We start from the raw sequence: 14815 nt of genomic DNA on the forward strand, positions 1-14815 counted from the left end.
CCCTCCTCGCCGTCGCCCTGGCCACCACCACCGCCCTCACCGCCTGCTCGAGCGGCTCCGACGCGAGCGCCTCGTCGCACGGAGGATTTCCGTCCGCGGTCCGCGTGCGCTCCTCGATGCAGGGGGAAACCGTGTTGCGGTCAGGTTTCCAGCCTGCCATCGCGGGTTTCGACTCCGCTCTGCGTGGAGTGTGGGAAAGAGTCACGGCGAGCGTGCTCCACGATTCGAGGAACCTGGCGGGAGGCGGCCACGATGCGATCGGGGCCGAGCCGCTCCGGGCACCCCCGGGAGGCCCACGACGCGCACAACCTCAGCTGAGAAGGGGGTCCGACGGCTGACAGCGGACAGACCCCCTTTTCAGCTGAGGTTCTGCGATCGGTCACTCCGAAGGACGCCCGTGACGCCGCCTCAGGCCAGCGCCAGCTCCTGCAGGCCCGTCACCCGCAGCAGGTCGAGGCGCGCCTCGTCGCCCGATCCGGGGGCGGCCGTGTAGACGACGATCCGCAGGTCGCTGCCCGGCACGCTCAGCACGTCGCAGTCGATCGTCAGGGGTCCGACCGGAGTCGAGGTGAGCGTCTTGCGGCTCGATCGGTGCTCGGCGACCCGCGCCTCGGACCAGCGGCGGGCGAAGTCGGGGGACTCCGCCAGCAGCCGCGTCACGAGCTGCGCGAGCGCGCGGTCGTCGGGGTAGCGGCCCACCGCGGTGCGCAGATCCGCCGTCAGGTCGGCCGCGAACTCCTCCTCGTGCCGCTCGTCGAAGTCGGTGCCCGCGTGCCCCTGCGTGAAGTGCCGCCACACCAGGTTGCGGTCGAGCCCCGTGAGCGCCGAGGGATCGCCGTTCACCGCGGCCCAGAGCGGGTTCCAGAGCAGGATGTCGTGGGCGGCGCTGAAGACGGCGAGCGGCACGTCGCCGAGCCGGTCGACGATCCGCTGCACGCCCGGCGTGATGTGGCGCGGGACCTGCGCGCGGGTCGGCGGCGCGACTCCGGCGACCCGGAAGAGGTGGTCGCGCTCCTCCTCCGTCAGCCGCAGGGCGACGGCGAGCGCGCCGAGCAGCTGAGCCGACGGGTTCACGGCCCTCCCCTGCTCCAGACGGACGATGTAGTCGACGCTGATGCCGGCGAGGGCGGCGAGCTCCTCGCGCCGCAGCCCGGCGGTGCGACGGCCGGATCCGGCGGGCAGGCCGACCTCGGCCGGGCGGACGCGCTCCCGCCAGGACCGCAGGACACTCGCGAACTCGCTCATGCCCCCATCGTCCTCCGTTCGCGGGCGCCGGTCCTGGTACCGGTGGTCCCCCTGTCGAGCGGTACCTGGGCGCCGTCGTCGACGTGCCGCACGCTGGGGACATGACAACGACACTGATCACCGGAGCCAACCGCGGCCTCGGACTCGAGACCGCCCGCCGCCTCCTCGAGGCCGGCCACTCCGTCTACGCCGGCCTGCGCGACCCCGCCACGGGCGACGACGTCCGCGCGCTCGGCGCCCGCATCGTGCAACTCGACGTCGCCGACCAGGCGAGCGTCGACTCCGCCCTCGCCTCGCTCCCCTCCCTCGACGTCCTCGTGAACAACGCCGGCGTGCTCGGCACCTCGTTCGGCGTCGACGACCTCTCGGCGGAGGCGATGGCGAGCGTGCTCGAGACCAACGTGGTCGGCCTCGTGCGGGTGACGCAGGCCGCGCTGCCGCTGCTGCGCCGCTCCTCCGCCCCCGTGATCGTCAACGTGGCGTCGGGCGTCGGCTGGCCGCGCTCCCTGTCGACGGAGGGGCACGACGAGTTCCCCGTTCTCGCGGTGCCCTACGCGGCGTCGAAGGCGGCCGTGATCGCGCTGACCGTGCAGTACGCGAAGAACCTGCCCGCGATGCGGATCAACGCGAGCGACCCCGGCTACACGGCGACCGACTTCAACGGCAACAGCGGGCACCAGACGGTGACGGAGGGGACCGACGCGACCGTCGCGCTCGCCCTGCTCGGCGCCGACGGCCCGACCGGCGAGTTCCACGACCGGCGCGGGCGCATCGAGTACTGAGGGCCGCGGTGCACGCCCGCTGTCGCACGGGAGACGGGCGGGCGCGGAGCGGGATGCGGCCCCTTCTCGCACCGCGGTTCGCGTCCACTCCGTGACCGGACGGGGCGCGGGTGGACGCCATCCGGAGCGCAGGCGGGGGGTCCTGCGTCGCGCCGACGACCCCTTTGGGCAGAGCGCGACTCGCCCCGGACCGGGGCGCAGGTGCGAGGCACAGCCCGCTTCGCGACCACTCGCGACCGCCTCAGCACGCGACTCGCCCCGAACCGGGGCGCAGGTGCGAGGCGCAGCCCGCTTCGCGACCACTCGCGACCGCCTCAGCACGCGACTCGCCCCGAACCGGGGCTCAGACGCAGGTGAGAGCACGCCACGGGTCCTCTTCGCGAGAGCACGGGACCGCCATCGCAGCCCCCGCCGCTTCCCGCCCCCTCCGCACGCGCAAATTCGTTGCACACAGCAACAAAACCGAGCGCACACCGGCACAATGGACGCATGACGCAACGGAGCAACTGGGCGGGCACGTACGAGTACCACGCCGCCGACATCCTCGAGCCCGAGTCGATCGAGGAGGTGCAGTCCCTGGTCCGCTCGAGCGACCGGATCCGCGCCCTCGGGACCCGCCACTCCTTCAACGCCCTGCCCGACACCCCCGGCACCCTGGTGCACCTGGGCCGGATCGCGCCCGAACCGGTCATCGACGCCGAGGCGAGCACGATCACGGTCGGCGGATCGACGCGCTACGGCATCGTCGCCTCGCACCTGCACGCGGCCGGCTACGCCCTGCACAACATGGGCTCGCTCCCCCACATCTCGGTCGCCGGCGCGATCTCGACCGGCACCCACGGGTCCGGCGACCGCAACGCCAACCTCTCCTCCGCCGTCTCGGCGCTCGAGATCGTCACCGCCGACGGCTCGCTCCGCACGATCCGCCGCGGCGAGCCCGGCTTCGAGGGCGTGGTCGTCGGACTCGGCGCCTTCGGCATCGTGACCCGCGTCACCCTCGACATCCAGCCCACCTTCGACGTGCGGCAGGACGCGTTCGTCGACCTGCCGTGGGACCGCGTGCTCGACGACTTCGACGCGATCACCTCCTCCGCCTACAGCGTCAGCCTCATGACGCACTGGTCGAGCCCGACCGTCGAGCAGCTGTGGCTGAAGACGAAGGTCGAGAAGGGGAGCGTCGCCGACGTCGACGCGACGCACCTGGGCGCGGTCGCCGCCTCCGCGAGCCTCTTCGCCGTGTCGGAGGGAGTGGACTCGAACCTGAACCCGTTCGGCGGGTCGGTCGGGCCGTGGTCCGAGCGGCTGCCGCACTTCCGCCTCGACCGCGAGCCGAGCGCGGGCGACGAGATCCAGAGCGAGTACATGGTGCCGCGCGACCGCATCCGCGAGGCGATCGTCGCACTGCGCGCGATCGGCGACCGGATCGACGAGGTGCTGCTGATCACGGAGCTGCGCACCATGGCGGGCGACGACCAGTGGCTGTCCCCGGCGTCCGGGCGCGACAGCGTCGGCATCCACTTCACGTTCGCGAAGGACCGCGCCGGAGTCGACGCCGTGCTGCCCGCCGTCGAGGGCGCGCTGCTGCCGCTGGGCGCGCGCCCGCACTGGGGCAAGCACTTCCTGGTCGGAGCGGACGAGATCGCCCCGCTCTACCCGCACCTGCCCGAGTGGCGTGCGCTGGTGGGCGAATGGGATCCCTCCGGACGCTTCGCGAGCGACTTCGTGCGCGAGCGCCTGCTGGGCTGACGCCCTTCCACGAGATGCCACTCCGGTACGCGACAAGCCGACGCGGGCGTACCGGAGTGGCATCTCGCGGGCTCGTCAACGGGGTGATGGCGGCGGGAGTCGGGTCGTAGCGTCGGAGGGGACGAGAGGGAGGCACCATGCCCGCACGCGACGAGATACCGTCGACCATCGAGCGCTCCGAGAAGCACGCGCAGGACCTCTGGTCGGCCGCGCACGACTCCGCCGTCGAGAGCTACGGAGAGGGCGAGCGCGCCCACCGCACCGCCTTCGCCGCGCTGAAGCACGAGTACGAGAAGGTCGGCGACCACTGGGAGCGCAAGGACGAGAAGGGTCCGTCCGACTCGCGGGCCGCCGAGCGCGGCACCGACGGCGGCGGAGAGACGGCGGGCGGAGTCGACGCGAACGCCTCGAAGGCGCACCTGATGGACCTCGCCAAGCGCCTCGAGATCTCCGGCCGCTCCCGCATGACGAAGGACGAGCTCGTCGAGGCACTGCAGAAGGAGAACGCCCGGCAGACCCGCAAGGCCCGCTGACTCCCCTGCTGGTCGAGTGGCCGCGCACCGGCGTATCCCGCCACCGCCCGAGGACGGGGATCTCGATACGCCCGCTCCGCGGGCTACTCGATCAGCAGACCCTGTTGGTCGAGTAGCCCGCCACCGGCGGCGTATCGAGACCCTCCCCGCCCCGTCACCGCAGCAGTACCGGCCCCGCTCCGATCGCGACGCGGAACAGCGAGTACGGATACGCGCGCAGGTCCACTCCGCCCTGGTAGTCGGCCTGGCGGTGCAGCTGGTTCGCCGTGAAGTAGAGGTGCTCGTCCGTCGCGACCGACATCGTGTCGGGCCACAGCATCCGCTCGTCGTGGACCAGCGTCTCGAGCACGCCGTCGGTGCGCCGGCGCAGGATCGCGTTGTGCTCGTAGTCGGTGGCGTAGAAGCGGCCGAGCGCGTCGGTCTCGAGTCCGTCGGATCCGCCGCCCTTGTCGCCCTCGTCGACGACCGTCGCCGCGACCTCGTCGTCGGACACCGCCCGGTCGGCGAGCGCCGCCGTCGAGACGCTCCACCAGCGCCGCGAGACGAGCGGGCAGTACCAGAGCCGCTCGCCGTCGGCCGAGATCGCGATGCCGTCGGCACCCATGGTGACGGGCTGCGGATCGCCGTCCTCGGGCCGCTTCATCAGGACGCGTCCCTCCGCCACAGCCACCATCTCGGGCGGCGTGAGCGCCTTGGTCGAGGGGTGCTCGTGCAAGCGGCGCCAGGCCGTGCCCGATTCGAGGTCGACCACGATCAGCCCGTTGGGGCCGGAGTCGGCGGAGTCGGTGATGTACGCGACTCCGCGGCGCAGATCGAAGCGCACGTCGTTGAGGTAGGTCGTCGGCAGGGCGACGTCGGGCTCGAAGACGATGACCTTCTCGACCGTGTCGGTGGCGAGGTCGACGCAGACGAGCTTCGGTCCGCCCCGCTCCGTCGGCTGGAACAGCGGACTGCCGGTGTCGAGGATCCACAGCCGGTCGGCCGGATCGACGACGATGCTCTGCACCGAGACGAGCGCGGTCTCGTCGTGGTCGCTCGCGGGGCTGTTCCACTCCTCGCTCGGGAACGGCACCGCCACTCCGTCGCGCAGCTCGACGACCGTCGCCGGCACCTCGTCGCCCCACTTCGGGAAGTTCACGAAGATCCGCCCGGTGTGCGACACGCTCACCCCGGTGGGCATCGGCCCGCTCTCGAACGCGTGCACCAGCTCGAGCTCGCCGACCGGCTCGTCGACCGGCCTGGTCTCGCGTCCGGCGTCGTGCTGTCCCCAGAAACCCATCGGATGCCCTCCTCGCGTCGGCCGCGCGGCTCGCGACCTCTGTTCGACGCTAGGCATGCGGGGCGCGGAGCGGGGGCCGCTTGACAGGTCGCGGAGGGGCGGGGCAGAGCGGGACGGGCGCGCTCAGCGCAGCGAGTCGCGCACCTCCGCGAGCCCGAGTTCGAGCTCGGCGAACGTCGTCGACAGCGGCGACAGTCCGATCCGGATGCCGTCCGGGTTCCGGAAGTCGGGGATCACGCCCCTCGCCTGCAGCTCCGGCACCAGCGCGGCCGACTTCTCGTGGTCGACGGTGACGTGCGATCCGCGGGCGGCGGGGTCGCGCGGAGTCGCCACGCGGGCGCCGAGCGGCACCAGCCACTCGTCGATCAGCTCGAGCGCGTACGCCGTCATCGCCTCGGACTTGGCGCGGATCGCGGGCATCCCCACCTCGGCGATCAGCGCGATCATGTCCTGCATCGCGAGCATCCCGGTGATCGGCGGCGTGCCGCTGAGGAAGCGCCGCATGCCCTCGGCGGGACGGTAGCCGGGACCCATCTCGAACATGTCCGCGACGCCCATCCAGCCCTGGATGGGCTGCGCCAGCGACTCCTGGTGCCGCGCGGCGACGTAGGCCCAGGCCGGCGCGCCGGGACCGCCGTTGAGGTACTTGTAGGAGCAGCCCACGGCGAGGTCGGCGCCCCACGCGTCGAGCTGCATCGGCACGGAGCCGACCGAGTGGGAGGCGTCCCAGAGCACGAGCGCGCCCGCGTCGTGCGCCTGCGCGGTGATCGTGGCCGCGTCGGCGAGGAAGCCCGAGCGGTAGGCGACGTGGCTGAGCAGCACGAGTGCGGTGCGGTCGCCGAGGACCGGCGCGAGCTCCTCCGTCCGCACCCCCGCGTCCGGCGCGGATCGGATCCAGCGCAGCGTCGCTCCGGTCTCGGCCGCGATGCCCTCGAGCACGTAGCGGTCGGTCGGGAAGTTGTCGCTGTCGATCACGATCTCGTCGCGGCCGAGGGGCAGCTGGTGCGCGAGGGCCGCGCGGGCGAGCTTGTAGAGCAGCACGGTGGTGGAGTCGGCGACGACGGTCTGCCCGGCCGCCGCTCCCAGCGCCGCGGCACCGAGCGCGTCGCCGACGGTGAGCGGCATCTCGAGCCAGCTCTCGGACCAGCCGCGGATGAGGCGGCCGCCCCACTCCTTCTCGGCGAAGCGCTGGAGCCGTTCGATGCTTGCGCGCAGCGGCCGCCCGAGCGAGTTGCCGTCGAGGTAGGAGCGCACCTCGGGGGTGCGGACGAAGAGCTCGGGGTACTGCGCGAGCGGGTCCCGGGCGTCGAGGGGATGCATGCCCTCACCCTACGGTCGCGGCGCGTGCGGCTCCGGGGGTGGACGGCGCCCACTCCTCGCACTCCACCCCTCGAAAGTCGTCGTACTCGAGCCCCAGTACGACAACTCCTGCGGACTCGAGCACCTTCACTCTCTCGCCCCCGCTGCCGCCGCCACCGACTCCTCGAGAATCGTCGTACTCGAGCCCCAGTACGACAACTCCTGCGGACTCGAGCACCAGCCCGCTTTCCCAGCACCCCCACGACCCTGAGAAATCAACGAGCAGACGCGGATCCGCCCTGCACCTACCGTCGATGCAGGACGACCCCCACCCTCGACCCTCCGGAGCCGCCCCATGCCCGCACCCACCATCGGCCTGCACGTCTCGCACGAGCAGCTCGACCCCCGCACCGCCCTCGACGTCGCCCGCCGCGCCGGCGAGGTCGGCTTCACCGAGGGCATGTGCTCCGACCACCTCACGCCGTGGAGCGAGCGGCAGGGCGAGTCCGGCTTCGCCTGGTCGTGGCTCGGCGCCGCGCTCGCGTCGACTCCGCTGGGCTTCGGAGTCGTCAACGCCCCCGGCCAGCGCTACCACCCGGTGATCATCGCGCAGGCCGCCGCGACCCTCGAGCTCATGAATCCGGGCCGCTTCTGGGTCGCCCTCGGCAGCGGTGAGGCCATGAACGAGCACGTCACCGGCGAGCGCTGGCCCGCCAAGCCCGAGCGCAACGCCCGCCTCCGCGAGTGCGTCGACATCATGCGCGCCCTGCTCGCCGGCGAGGAGGTCAGCCACCGCGGCCTCGTCACGGTCGATCGGGCCCGCGTCTGGTCGCTGCCCGCGATCCCTCCGCCGTTCGTCGGAGCCGGAGTGACGGCCGCCACCGCGGGCTGGCTCGCCGAGTGGGCCGACGGCTTCGCGACCATCTCCCAGCCCGAGGACAAGCTGCGCCGCACCATCGCCGCCTACCGCGACGCGGGCGGTCGCGGCGAGGTCATCGTGCAGGCCCAGGTCGCGTACGTGCCCTCGCAGAGCGGAGGCGCGCCCGCCGCCCGCAGACTCGCCCACGACCAGTGGCGCACCAACATCTTCGAGCCGCCGCTCTGCTGGGACCTCGACACGACCGAGCACTTCGATCTCGCCGCCGAGCGCACCACCGAGGACCAGGTCGCCGAGTCCGTGCTCTGCACCGACTCGGCCCAGGAGCTCTCGGACGCGATCGCGCTCTTCGCCGACTGCGGCGCCGACCGCGTCTACCTCCACCACGTCGGCAAGGAGCAGGACGAGTTCCTCGACGCGATGGGCACCACCGTCCTCCCCGACTTCCAGGAGCGCTCCGCATGAGACTGACCGACACCAGCGACCTGTGGTGGCGCTCCGCCGTCTACTACAACCTCGACGTGAAGACCTTCATGGACTGGAACGACGACGGCGTCGGCGACCTCGAGGGCCTCGCGCACCGCATCGACTACCTCGCCGAGCTCGGCGTGAGCTGCCTCTGGCTGGCGCCGTTCTACCGTTCGCCCGGCAAGGACAACGGCTACGACATCAGCGACTTCTTCGGGGTCGACGAGCGCTACGGCCACCACGGCGACGTCGTCGAGGTGATCCGCACGGCGCACGACCGCGGCATGCGCGTGATCATCGACCTGGTCGTGAACCACACGTCCGACCAGCACCCCTGGTTCCAGGCCGCGCGCTCCTCCCCCGACAGCCCGTACCGCGACTACTACGTCTGGCGCGACGAGCCGCCGGCCGACCAGCCGGCGAACGTCTTCCCCGACGTGGAGGACGGCGTCTGGTCCTTCGACGAGGAGGCCGGCCAGTACTACCTGCACAACTTCTACCGGCACCAGCCCGACCTCAACACGGACAACCCGGCGGTGCGGGACGAGATCGCGAAGCTGGTCGGATTCTGGCTGCAGCTCGGAGTCGACGGCTTCCGCGTCGACGCGGTCCCGTTCCTGATCGAGCCCGGCGCGCACGACGAGCACGAGTGGCTCCGCCTGCTGCGCCGCTTCGTCTCGCGCCGCTCGGGCGAGGCGATGATGCTCGGCGAGGTCAACGTGAGCCGCGACCAGCAGCTCGCCTTCTTCGGCGGGTCCGACGCCGACGAGCTCTCGATGCAGTTCGACTTCATCGCGAACCAGCGCCTCTACCTGGCGCTCGCCCGCGGCGACTCCGCGCCGCTGGCCGAGGCGCTCGCGAGCCGTCCCGAGATCTCGGTCGGCAGCCAGTGGGCGAACTTCGCGCGCAACCACGACGAGCTGACCCTCGACCAGCTCGAGGACTCGGAGCGCGACGAGGTCTTCGCAGCGTTCGCCCCGGACGAGTCGCAGCGGATCCACGGACGCGGCATCGTCCGCCGCCTCCCGCCGATGCTGGGCGGCGATCCCCGACGCCTCCGCATGGTCTACAGCCTGCTGTTCTCGCTGCCCGGCGCCCCGGTGCTCTACTACGGCGAGGAGATCGGCATGGGCGAGAACGCGTCGGTCCCGGGCCGCAGCGCCGTGCGGACCCCGATGCAGTGGAGCTCGGCCGCGAACGGCGGCTTCTCGCGGGCCGACGCGTCGGATCTGATCGCGCCCGTCACCGGGGACGGCTTCGGCCCCGAGCACGTGAACGCCGCCGATCAGCTCAAGGCCCCGGAGTCGCTGCTCGCGCATCTGAAGGGCCTCGCGTGGCTCTACCGCCGCTCCCCCGAGATCGGCTGGGGCGAGTACACGTACCTCCCCGCCGACGAGTCGTGCGTCTTCGCGCACCGGATGTCGGCCTCGACCGGTTCGACCGTCGCGGTGCACAACTTCGCCTCGAGCCCGCGGACGGCGGCGCTGACCCTGCCCGACGTGGAGCCCGGCGCGCGCCTGGTCGACTCGCTGAGCTCGGAGGAGTACCCCGTCGGGGACGACGGCGCGGTGTCGATCCCGATCGACGGCTACGGCGGCCGCTGGTTCCGCCTGCTGTCGGACGGCTCCCGCCGCCTGGTCTGACCGGCGCCCGGTCGCCCGACTCCGACTGCGGCTGCGACTCCGACTCCGACTCCGACTCCGACTCCGCCTCCGCCTCCGCCTCCGCCTCCGCAGAAGTTGTCGTACTCGACGCCCAGTACGACAACTTCCGCGTACTCGGAGGCGATGCTCACCGCGCCCGAACCCACCAGGCCGGCGACTCCGCAGAAGTCGTCGTACTCGACGCCACGTACGACAACTCCCGCGGACTCGGCGCGGTGCTCGCCGCGCCTGAAGCCACCCGGCCAGCGACTCCGCAGAAGTCGTCGTACTCGACCACCCAGTACGACGACTCCTGCGGACTCGAAGGGAGTCAGGCAGCCCCAGGAGTCGGGCCGCTCAGCGCACCCCTGAGAATCCGCGAGGCGTTCTCACGGCGGGCATCCCTACTGTTGCTCCGTGGATCTCGACACCCTTCTCAACATCGGCCTCGTCGTCCTCTTCGTGCTGATCGGAGGAGTGTTCGCCGGCACCGAGATGGCGATCGTCAGCCTCCGCGAGAGCCAGGTCCGCGCGATCGAGGCGCAGGGCGAGCGCGGGGGCCGCATCGCGACCCTCGTGCGGAACCCCAACACGTTCCTCTCGGCCGTGCAGATCGGCGTCACGCTGGCCGGCTTCTTCTCGTCCGCCTACGGAGCGTCGACCATCGCGCCCGACCTCGCCCCGCCGCTCGAGGCTCTGGGCCTGTCGGCCGGAGTCGCCTCCACCGTCGCCTTCATCGGCCTCACGCTGGTCATCGCCTACCTCTCGCTCGTGCTCGGCGAGCTGGTGCCCAAGCGCCTCGCGATGCAGAAGTCGGTCGCGTTCACCAAGGTCCTGGCCCCGCCGCTCAACGGTTTCGCGCGCCTGATGCGCCCCGTCATCTGGCTGCTCTCGGTCTCGACCGACGGCGTCGTGCGCCTGCTCGGCGCCGACCCGCGCGAGAAGGGCGAGAGCGTCTCGGCCGACGAGGTGCGCGACATGATCTCGAGCAACACCGAGATCCACGAGGACAGCCGCCGCCTGCTGACCGACATCTTCCGCGCCGACGACCGCCGCGTCGCCGAGGTCATGCGCCCGCGACCGGACGTGGACTTCCTCCGCGGCGAGCTCCCCCTGGAGGAGGGCTACCGCGCCGTCCTCGACCAGCCGCACTCCCGCTACCCCGTGGTGGGCGAGAACCGCGACGACGTGCTGGGCTTCGTGCACGTCCGCGACCTGATGGCCGCGTTCCCGGACGCCGCCCAGGAGGGCACCGCGAGCAGCGTCGCCGACATCACCCGGCCGATCCTCGCGGTCCCGGGATCGACGAAGGTGCTCGCAGCGCTGCGCACGATGCGGCAGGACGGCCATCAGATCGCCGTCGTCGTCGACGAGTACGGCGGGACCGACGGCATCATCACGCTCGAGGACCTGCTCGAGGAGCTGGTCGGCGAGATCTACGACGAGTACGACGGCGCCCGGCAGGAGGTCGACGCGAAGGCGGCCGAGCAGCTGCACGACCTCGACGGAGGCATGATCCTCGAGGACCTCGAGGAGATGCTCGGCGTCGAGCTGCCCGACGGCCCCTACGAGACGGTCGGCGGCTACATCCTCGACCGCATCGGCCGAGTGGCCGTGGTGGGCGACTCGATCGGCGTCGGCGAGCACCTCCTCCGCGTCGCCGAGACGGATCGCTACCGCATCTCGCGCGTGACGCTCACCCCGCAGCCGGCCTCGTCGACCTCCGCGGACCCGGCCGAGCCGAGCGCGTAGCCCCCGCGTCCCGCGGCGACCGAGTCGCAGCGGCCGAGCCGCGCGCCCCCGCGCCCTTCTCCGGCAGCCGCGTCTCGACCCCTCACGGCAGCCGCATCCCGACCCCTCACGGCAGCCGCGTCCCGACCCCTCAGGGCAGCCGCGTCTCGACCCACCGCGTCGCCGGGAGCCCGCGCACCCCCGGACGCGCGAGCCAGAGCCCGCCCGCGAACGGATGCGCGGGGCGCTCGTCGGCCGACAGGTCGCGCGACGCAGAGCTCACGACCGCCACGTCGAGCCCCTCGCCCGCGAAGGCGATGCTCGAGGAGTGCGGCGCGTCGACCTCGATGCCCTCGCCCTCGACGAGGCGCCCCTCGGAGTCGTAGACCCGCACCCCGGAGCCGCCCCAGATCGCGACCCAGAGGCGCCCGTCGGCGTCGACGGTCATCCCGTCGGCGAAGACGCCCTCCTCGAGCTCGACGAACGTCTCGCGCGCGCCGTGCGACCCGTCGGAGTAGGGGCGGCGGAAGATCACGCCGGACTCGGTGTCGATCGAGTACATCACCGCGCCGTCCGGCGACCAGCCGAGCCCGTTCGAGAGCCGCAGGTCGTGGTCGAGGACGGTGACGGATCCGTCGTGCTCGAGGCGCAGCAGCACGTCGTCGCCGACGGACTCGCCGAGGGTCAGGGAGCCGACGACGAGCCGGCCCTGCGGGTCGATCGAGCCGTCGTTGAAGCGGTGCCCCTCGGGCAGCAGCTCGGAGCCGCGCGTGAGCGACCCGTCGACCTCGAGGATCGCGAGGCGGCGGGTCAGCGCGACGAGCACGCGCCCGTCGCCCAGCGGCAGCGCGCAGCCCACCTGCTCGCCGACGTCCGAGCGCGAGACGGCGCCCAGCCCCTCGGCCCCGAGCGGCGCCGACAGCACCGCTCCGGACTCGATGTCGACCCAGGTGAGGCGGCCGGTGGAGGCGTCCCAGACGGGGCCTTCGCTGAGGACGTAGGAGGGGGTGCCCGCGGGCGTCGCGACGATCATGGACTCAACCTAGCCAAGCCGCCCCGGCACGGGCTCCGGGGTGGACGAGCCGGTGGAGAAGCGTGCAGATCCACGAGTGGGGAGGAGCCGCGCGTCCCGAAACGCACTGTTCTACACCCGCGCGGCCCTACTCCGATAGCCCGGCCATACGAATCCCGTGCGGGTCTATCGTCGTGTCTCGCCGCGACCGGAGGGGCCTCCCGCAGAACGAACCGGGGCGACAGGAAGGCGCGCGCCATGTCGACCACCGACACCCCGAGAAGCCCCGTCCGGAGCCTCGTCCCCGCCCGGATCGACCGGCTCCCGTGGACCCGGTTCCACTGGTCGATCGTCGTCGGACTCGGATTCTCCTGGGTCCTCGACGGACTCGAGATCCAGATCGTCGCGAGCGCCGGCTTCGCGAGAGAGTTCGACCTCTCGGCCGCCCAGGTCGGCGTGCTCGGCACGGTCTACCTCGTCGGCCAGATCGCGGGCGCCCTGATCTTCGGCCGACTGAGCGACAAGCTGGGCCGCCGCAAGCTCTTCATCCTGACCCTGGTGATCTACCTCCTCGCCAGCGGCATCGCGGGACTCTCGCCGAACTACGCGTTCCTGGCCGTGTTCCGCTTCTTCGCGGGCATGGGCATCGGCGGCGAGTACGCGGCGATCAACTCCGCGATCGACGAGCTGATCCCCTCCAAGTACCGCGGACGCGTCGACATCGCGATCAACGGCACCTACTGGGGCGGCGCCGCGCTGGGCTCCGCCGCCAACCTCTTCTTCCTCAACGACGAGATCTTCGCCGAGAACATCGGCTGGCGGCTCGGCTTCTTCCTCGGCCCGATCCTGGGCCTCGCGATCATCTACCTCCGCCGGCACATCCCCGAGAGCCCCCGCTGGCTGATGACGCACGGCCGCGAGGAGGAGGCGGAGCGCACCGTCGACGAGATCGAGCGGCGCGTGGAGAAGGAGGGGGGCGTGCTCGAGCCGGTCGACGACGCGAAGGCGATCACGGTGAAGGCCACCGAGAGCATCCCGTTCCGCACGATCGCGCGGGTCCTCATCCGGCAGTATCCGAAGCGGACGCTGGTGGGCGCGACCATGATGGTCACGCAGTCCTTCCTGTACAACGCCATCTTCTTCACCTACGCACTGGTGCTCGAGAACTTCTACGACGTGGAGCAGAGCGCCGTCTCGTACTTCTTCTTCCCGTTCGCGATCGGCAACCTGATCGGCCCGCTGGTGCTGGGCCACCTGTTCGACGTGTGGGGCCGCCGCAAGATGATCTTCCTCACCTACGGCGTCTCGGGAGCGGTCCTCGCCCTGTCGGCCGTGCTGTTCAGCATGGACGTGCTCACCGCGACGACGCAGACGATCCTCTGGTGCGTGTCCTTCTTCTTCGCCTCCGCGGGCGCCTCGAGCGCCTACCTCACCGTCAGCGAGATCTTCCCGCTGGAGCTGCGCAGCCAGGCCATCTCGTACTTCTTCACCCTCGGCCAGATCGCCGGCGCGATCGCTCCCACCCTCTACGGCGTGCTGATCGGCGACGGCAGCGACCGCGGTCCGCTCACCGTCGGCTACTTCGTCGGGGCCGGGGTGATGATCGTGGGCGGCGTCGTGGCGCTGATCTTCGGGGTCGACGCCGAGCGCCGCAGCCTCGAGAGCATCACGGAGCCGCTCTCGACGGTCCGCGACGGGGACTGACCACGCAGAACGACGCCGAGTGGCACCCGGCGCTCCTCGGCCGAGCCCGATCTCCTCGCCCAGCGGCCACCGTCGGGCACTTTCCGCTGCTCTGAGCCGCTCAGAGCAGCAGATCGTGTCCAACGGGGAGCCGCTGTGGTCCGATCCGTCGCGAACGGCAGCCGCCGGACCACTCCCTCGGCCGACGTTCCCCGGGTCAGAGCGCCGCGGGCGGGACCGGCGGCGGATCCGGGATCTCGTCCACCGCCGACCGCGGCACCATCAGCGTGGGCATGCGGCGCCGCATCTCGAGCCGGTCGAGCGCCTCTTGCACGTGGCCGAGCACGTGACGAGCCAGGCCCGGGTCGACGGCGCCCGGCTGCGCGAACGCGTCGAGCAGATCGCGGAGCACGCGCTCGGGAGGGACGGGGAGCTGTTCGGGTTCGTGCACGTCGACCACTCCTGGGGATGTCCGCGCGACGAGCCGTGCGGAAGGGGAGAGCGGAGTGCGCCGCGG

General features: G+C 71.8%; 12 protein-coding genes. 7 read left to right on the top strand and 5 right to left on the bottom strand.

The features are described 5' to 3' along the window. Nucleotides 1-408 precede the first annotated feature (408 nt). Nucleotides 409-1245: a helix-turn-helix transcriptional regulator gene (locus IOC53_RS06370; RefSeq protein ID WP_207403529.1), complete on the bottom strand. Its 837-nt coding sequence runs from the start codon at nt 1243-1245 to the stop codon at nt 409-411. A 101-nt stretch (nt 1246-1346) separates the two neighbouring features. On the opposite strand from IOC53_RS06370, the gene IOC53_RS06375 reads away from it, so the two are divergent. The 3 genes from IOC53_RS06375 to IOC53_RS06385 all read left to right on the top strand — a co-directional run bounded on the left by IOC53_RS06375 (nt 1347) and on the right by IOC53_RS06385 (nt 4306). Then, a complete protein-coding gene (locus IOC53_RS06375; protein WP_207403530.1) occupies nt 1347-2027 on the top strand; it encodes an SDR family NAD(P)-dependent oxidoreductase in 681 nt (226 codons plus the stop codon). Between the two features lie 489 nt (nt 2028-2516). Next, a complete protein-coding gene (locus tag IOC53_RS06380) occupies nt 2517-3773 on the top strand; it encodes a D-arabinono-1,4-lactone oxidase (RefSeq protein ID WP_207403531.1) in 1257 nt (418 codons plus the stop codon). A gap of 137 nt (nt 3774-3910) precedes the next feature. Beyond that, nucleotides 3911-4306, top strand: a complete 396-nt coding sequence (locus IOC53_RS06385) for a ChaB family protein (protein ID WP_207403532.1) — start codon at nt 3911-3913, stop codon at nt 4304-4306. Nucleotides 4307-4460: 154 nt separating this feature from the next. Here IOC53_RS06385 and IOC53_RS06390 read toward each other — a convergent pair whose 3' ends face one another. Together IOC53_RS06390 and IOC53_RS06395 are read right to left on the bottom strand one after the other, a co-directional pair. Continuing rightward, nucleotides 4461-5585, bottom strand: coding sequence for an L-dopachrome tautomerase-related protein (locus IOC53_RS06390; RefSeq protein WP_207403533.1), 1125 nt, complete (start codon nt 5583-5585; stop codon nt 4461-4463). A 123-nt stretch (nt 5586-5708) separates the two neighbouring features. Further along, entirely contained in the window at nt 5709-6905 is a 1197-nt protein-coding gene (locus tag IOC53_RS06395) for a kynureninase (RefSeq protein WP_207403534.1), read from the bottom strand. 334 nt (nt 6906-7239) lie between these two features. Here IOC53_RS06395 and IOC53_RS06400 point away from each other — a divergent pair, with 334 nt between their 5' ends. The 3 genes from IOC53_RS06400 (at nt 7240) to IOC53_RS06410 (ending at nt 11624) form a co-directional block, all read left to right on the top strand. Further along, nucleotides 7240-8226 (top strand): TIGR03885 family FMN-dependent LLM class oxidoreductase, encoded by a 987-nt coding sequence (locus IOC53_RS06400; protein WP_207403535.1) that lies wholly within the window; start codon nt 7240-7242, stop codon nt 8224-8226. Then, on the top strand, nt 8223-9872 hold the full coding sequence (locus IOC53_RS06405; RefSeq protein WP_207403536.1) for an alpha-amylase family protein: 1650 nt from the start codon (nt 8223-8225) through the stop codon (nt 9870-9872). Before IOC53_RS06400 ends, IOC53_RS06405 begins: the two co-directional genes overlap by 4 nt. Nucleotides 9873-10289: 417 nt before the next feature. Beyond that, entirely contained in the window at nt 10290-11624 is a 1335-nt protein-coding gene (locus IOC53_RS06410) for a hemolysin family protein (protein ID WP_207403537.1), read from the top strand. 130 nt (nt 11625-11754) lie between these two features. Here the strand turns inward: IOC53_RS06410 and IOC53_RS06415 are convergent, their stop codons facing one another. After that, nucleotides 11755-12636: an SMP-30/gluconolactonase/LRE family protein gene (locus IOC53_RS06415; protein ID WP_207403538.1), complete on the bottom strand. Its 882-nt coding sequence runs from the start codon at nt 12634-12636 to the stop codon at nt 11755-11757. Between the two features lie 237 nt (nt 12637-12873). On the opposite strand from IOC53_RS06415, the gene IOC53_RS06420 reads away from it, so the two are divergent. Continuing rightward, on the top strand, nt 12874-14319 hold the full coding sequence (locus IOC53_RS06420; protein ID WP_207403539.1) for an MFS transporter: 1446 nt from the start codon (nt 12874-12876) through the stop codon (nt 14317-14319). A 196-nt stretch (nt 14320-14515) separates the two neighbouring features. Here the strand turns inward: IOC53_RS06420 and IOC53_RS06425 are convergent, their stop codons facing one another. Further along, nucleotides 14516-14749, bottom strand: coding sequence for a hypothetical protein (locus IOC53_RS06425; protein WP_207403540.1), 234 nt, complete (start codon nt 14747-14749; stop codon nt 14516-14518). Nucleotides 14750-14815 lie beyond the last annotated feature (66 nt).

This window comes from Rathayibacter sp. SD072 (genome assembly GCF_017355185.1).
Lineage (GTDB): Bacteria > Actinomycetota > Actinomycetes > Actinomycetales > Microbacteriaceae > Rathayibacter.

Excerpts from the sequence above, each read along its gene's own strand:
- IOC53_RS06390 (WP_207403533.1), bottom strand. The coding sequence starts at position 5,585 with ATGGGTTTCTGGGGACAGCACGACGCCGGACGCGAGACCAGGCCGGTC.
- IOC53_RS06395 (WP_207403534.1), bottom strand. The coding sequence starts at position 6,905 with ATGCATCCCCTCGACGCCCGGGACCCGCTCGCGCAGTACCCCGAGCTC.
- IOC53_RS06415 (WP_207403538.1), bottom strand. The coding sequence starts at position 12,636 with ATGATCGTCGCGACGCCCGCGGGCACCCCCTCCTACGTCCTCAGCGAA.
- IOC53_RS06385 (WP_207403532.1), top strand. The coding sequence starts at position 3,911 with ATGCCCGCACGCGACGAGATACCGTCGACCATCGAGCGCTCCGAGAAG.
- IOC53_RS06380 (WP_207403531.1), top strand. The coding sequence starts at position 2,517 with ATGACGCAACGGAGCAACTGGGCGGGCACGTACGAGTACCACGCCGCC.
- IOC53_RS06375 (WP_207403530.1), top strand. The coding sequence starts at position 1,347 with ATGACAACGACACTGATCACCGGAGCCAACCGCGGCCTCGGACTCGAG.
- IOC53_RS06420 (WP_207403539.1), top strand. The coding sequence starts at position 12,874 with ATGTCGACCACCGACACCCCGAGAAGCCCCGTCCGGAGCCTCGTCCCC.
- IOC53_RS06400 (WP_207403535.1), top strand. The coding sequence starts at position 7,240 with ATGCCCGCACCCACCATCGGCCTGCACGTCTCGCACGAGCAGCTCGAC.
- IOC53_RS06370 (WP_207403529.1), bottom strand. The coding sequence starts at position 1,245 with ATGAGCGAGTTCGCGAGTGTCCTGCGGTCCTGGCGGGAGCGCGTCCGC.
- IOC53_RS06405 (WP_207403536.1), top strand. The coding sequence starts at position 8,223 with ATGAGACTGACCGACACCAGCGACCTGTGGTGGCGCTCCGCCGTCTAC.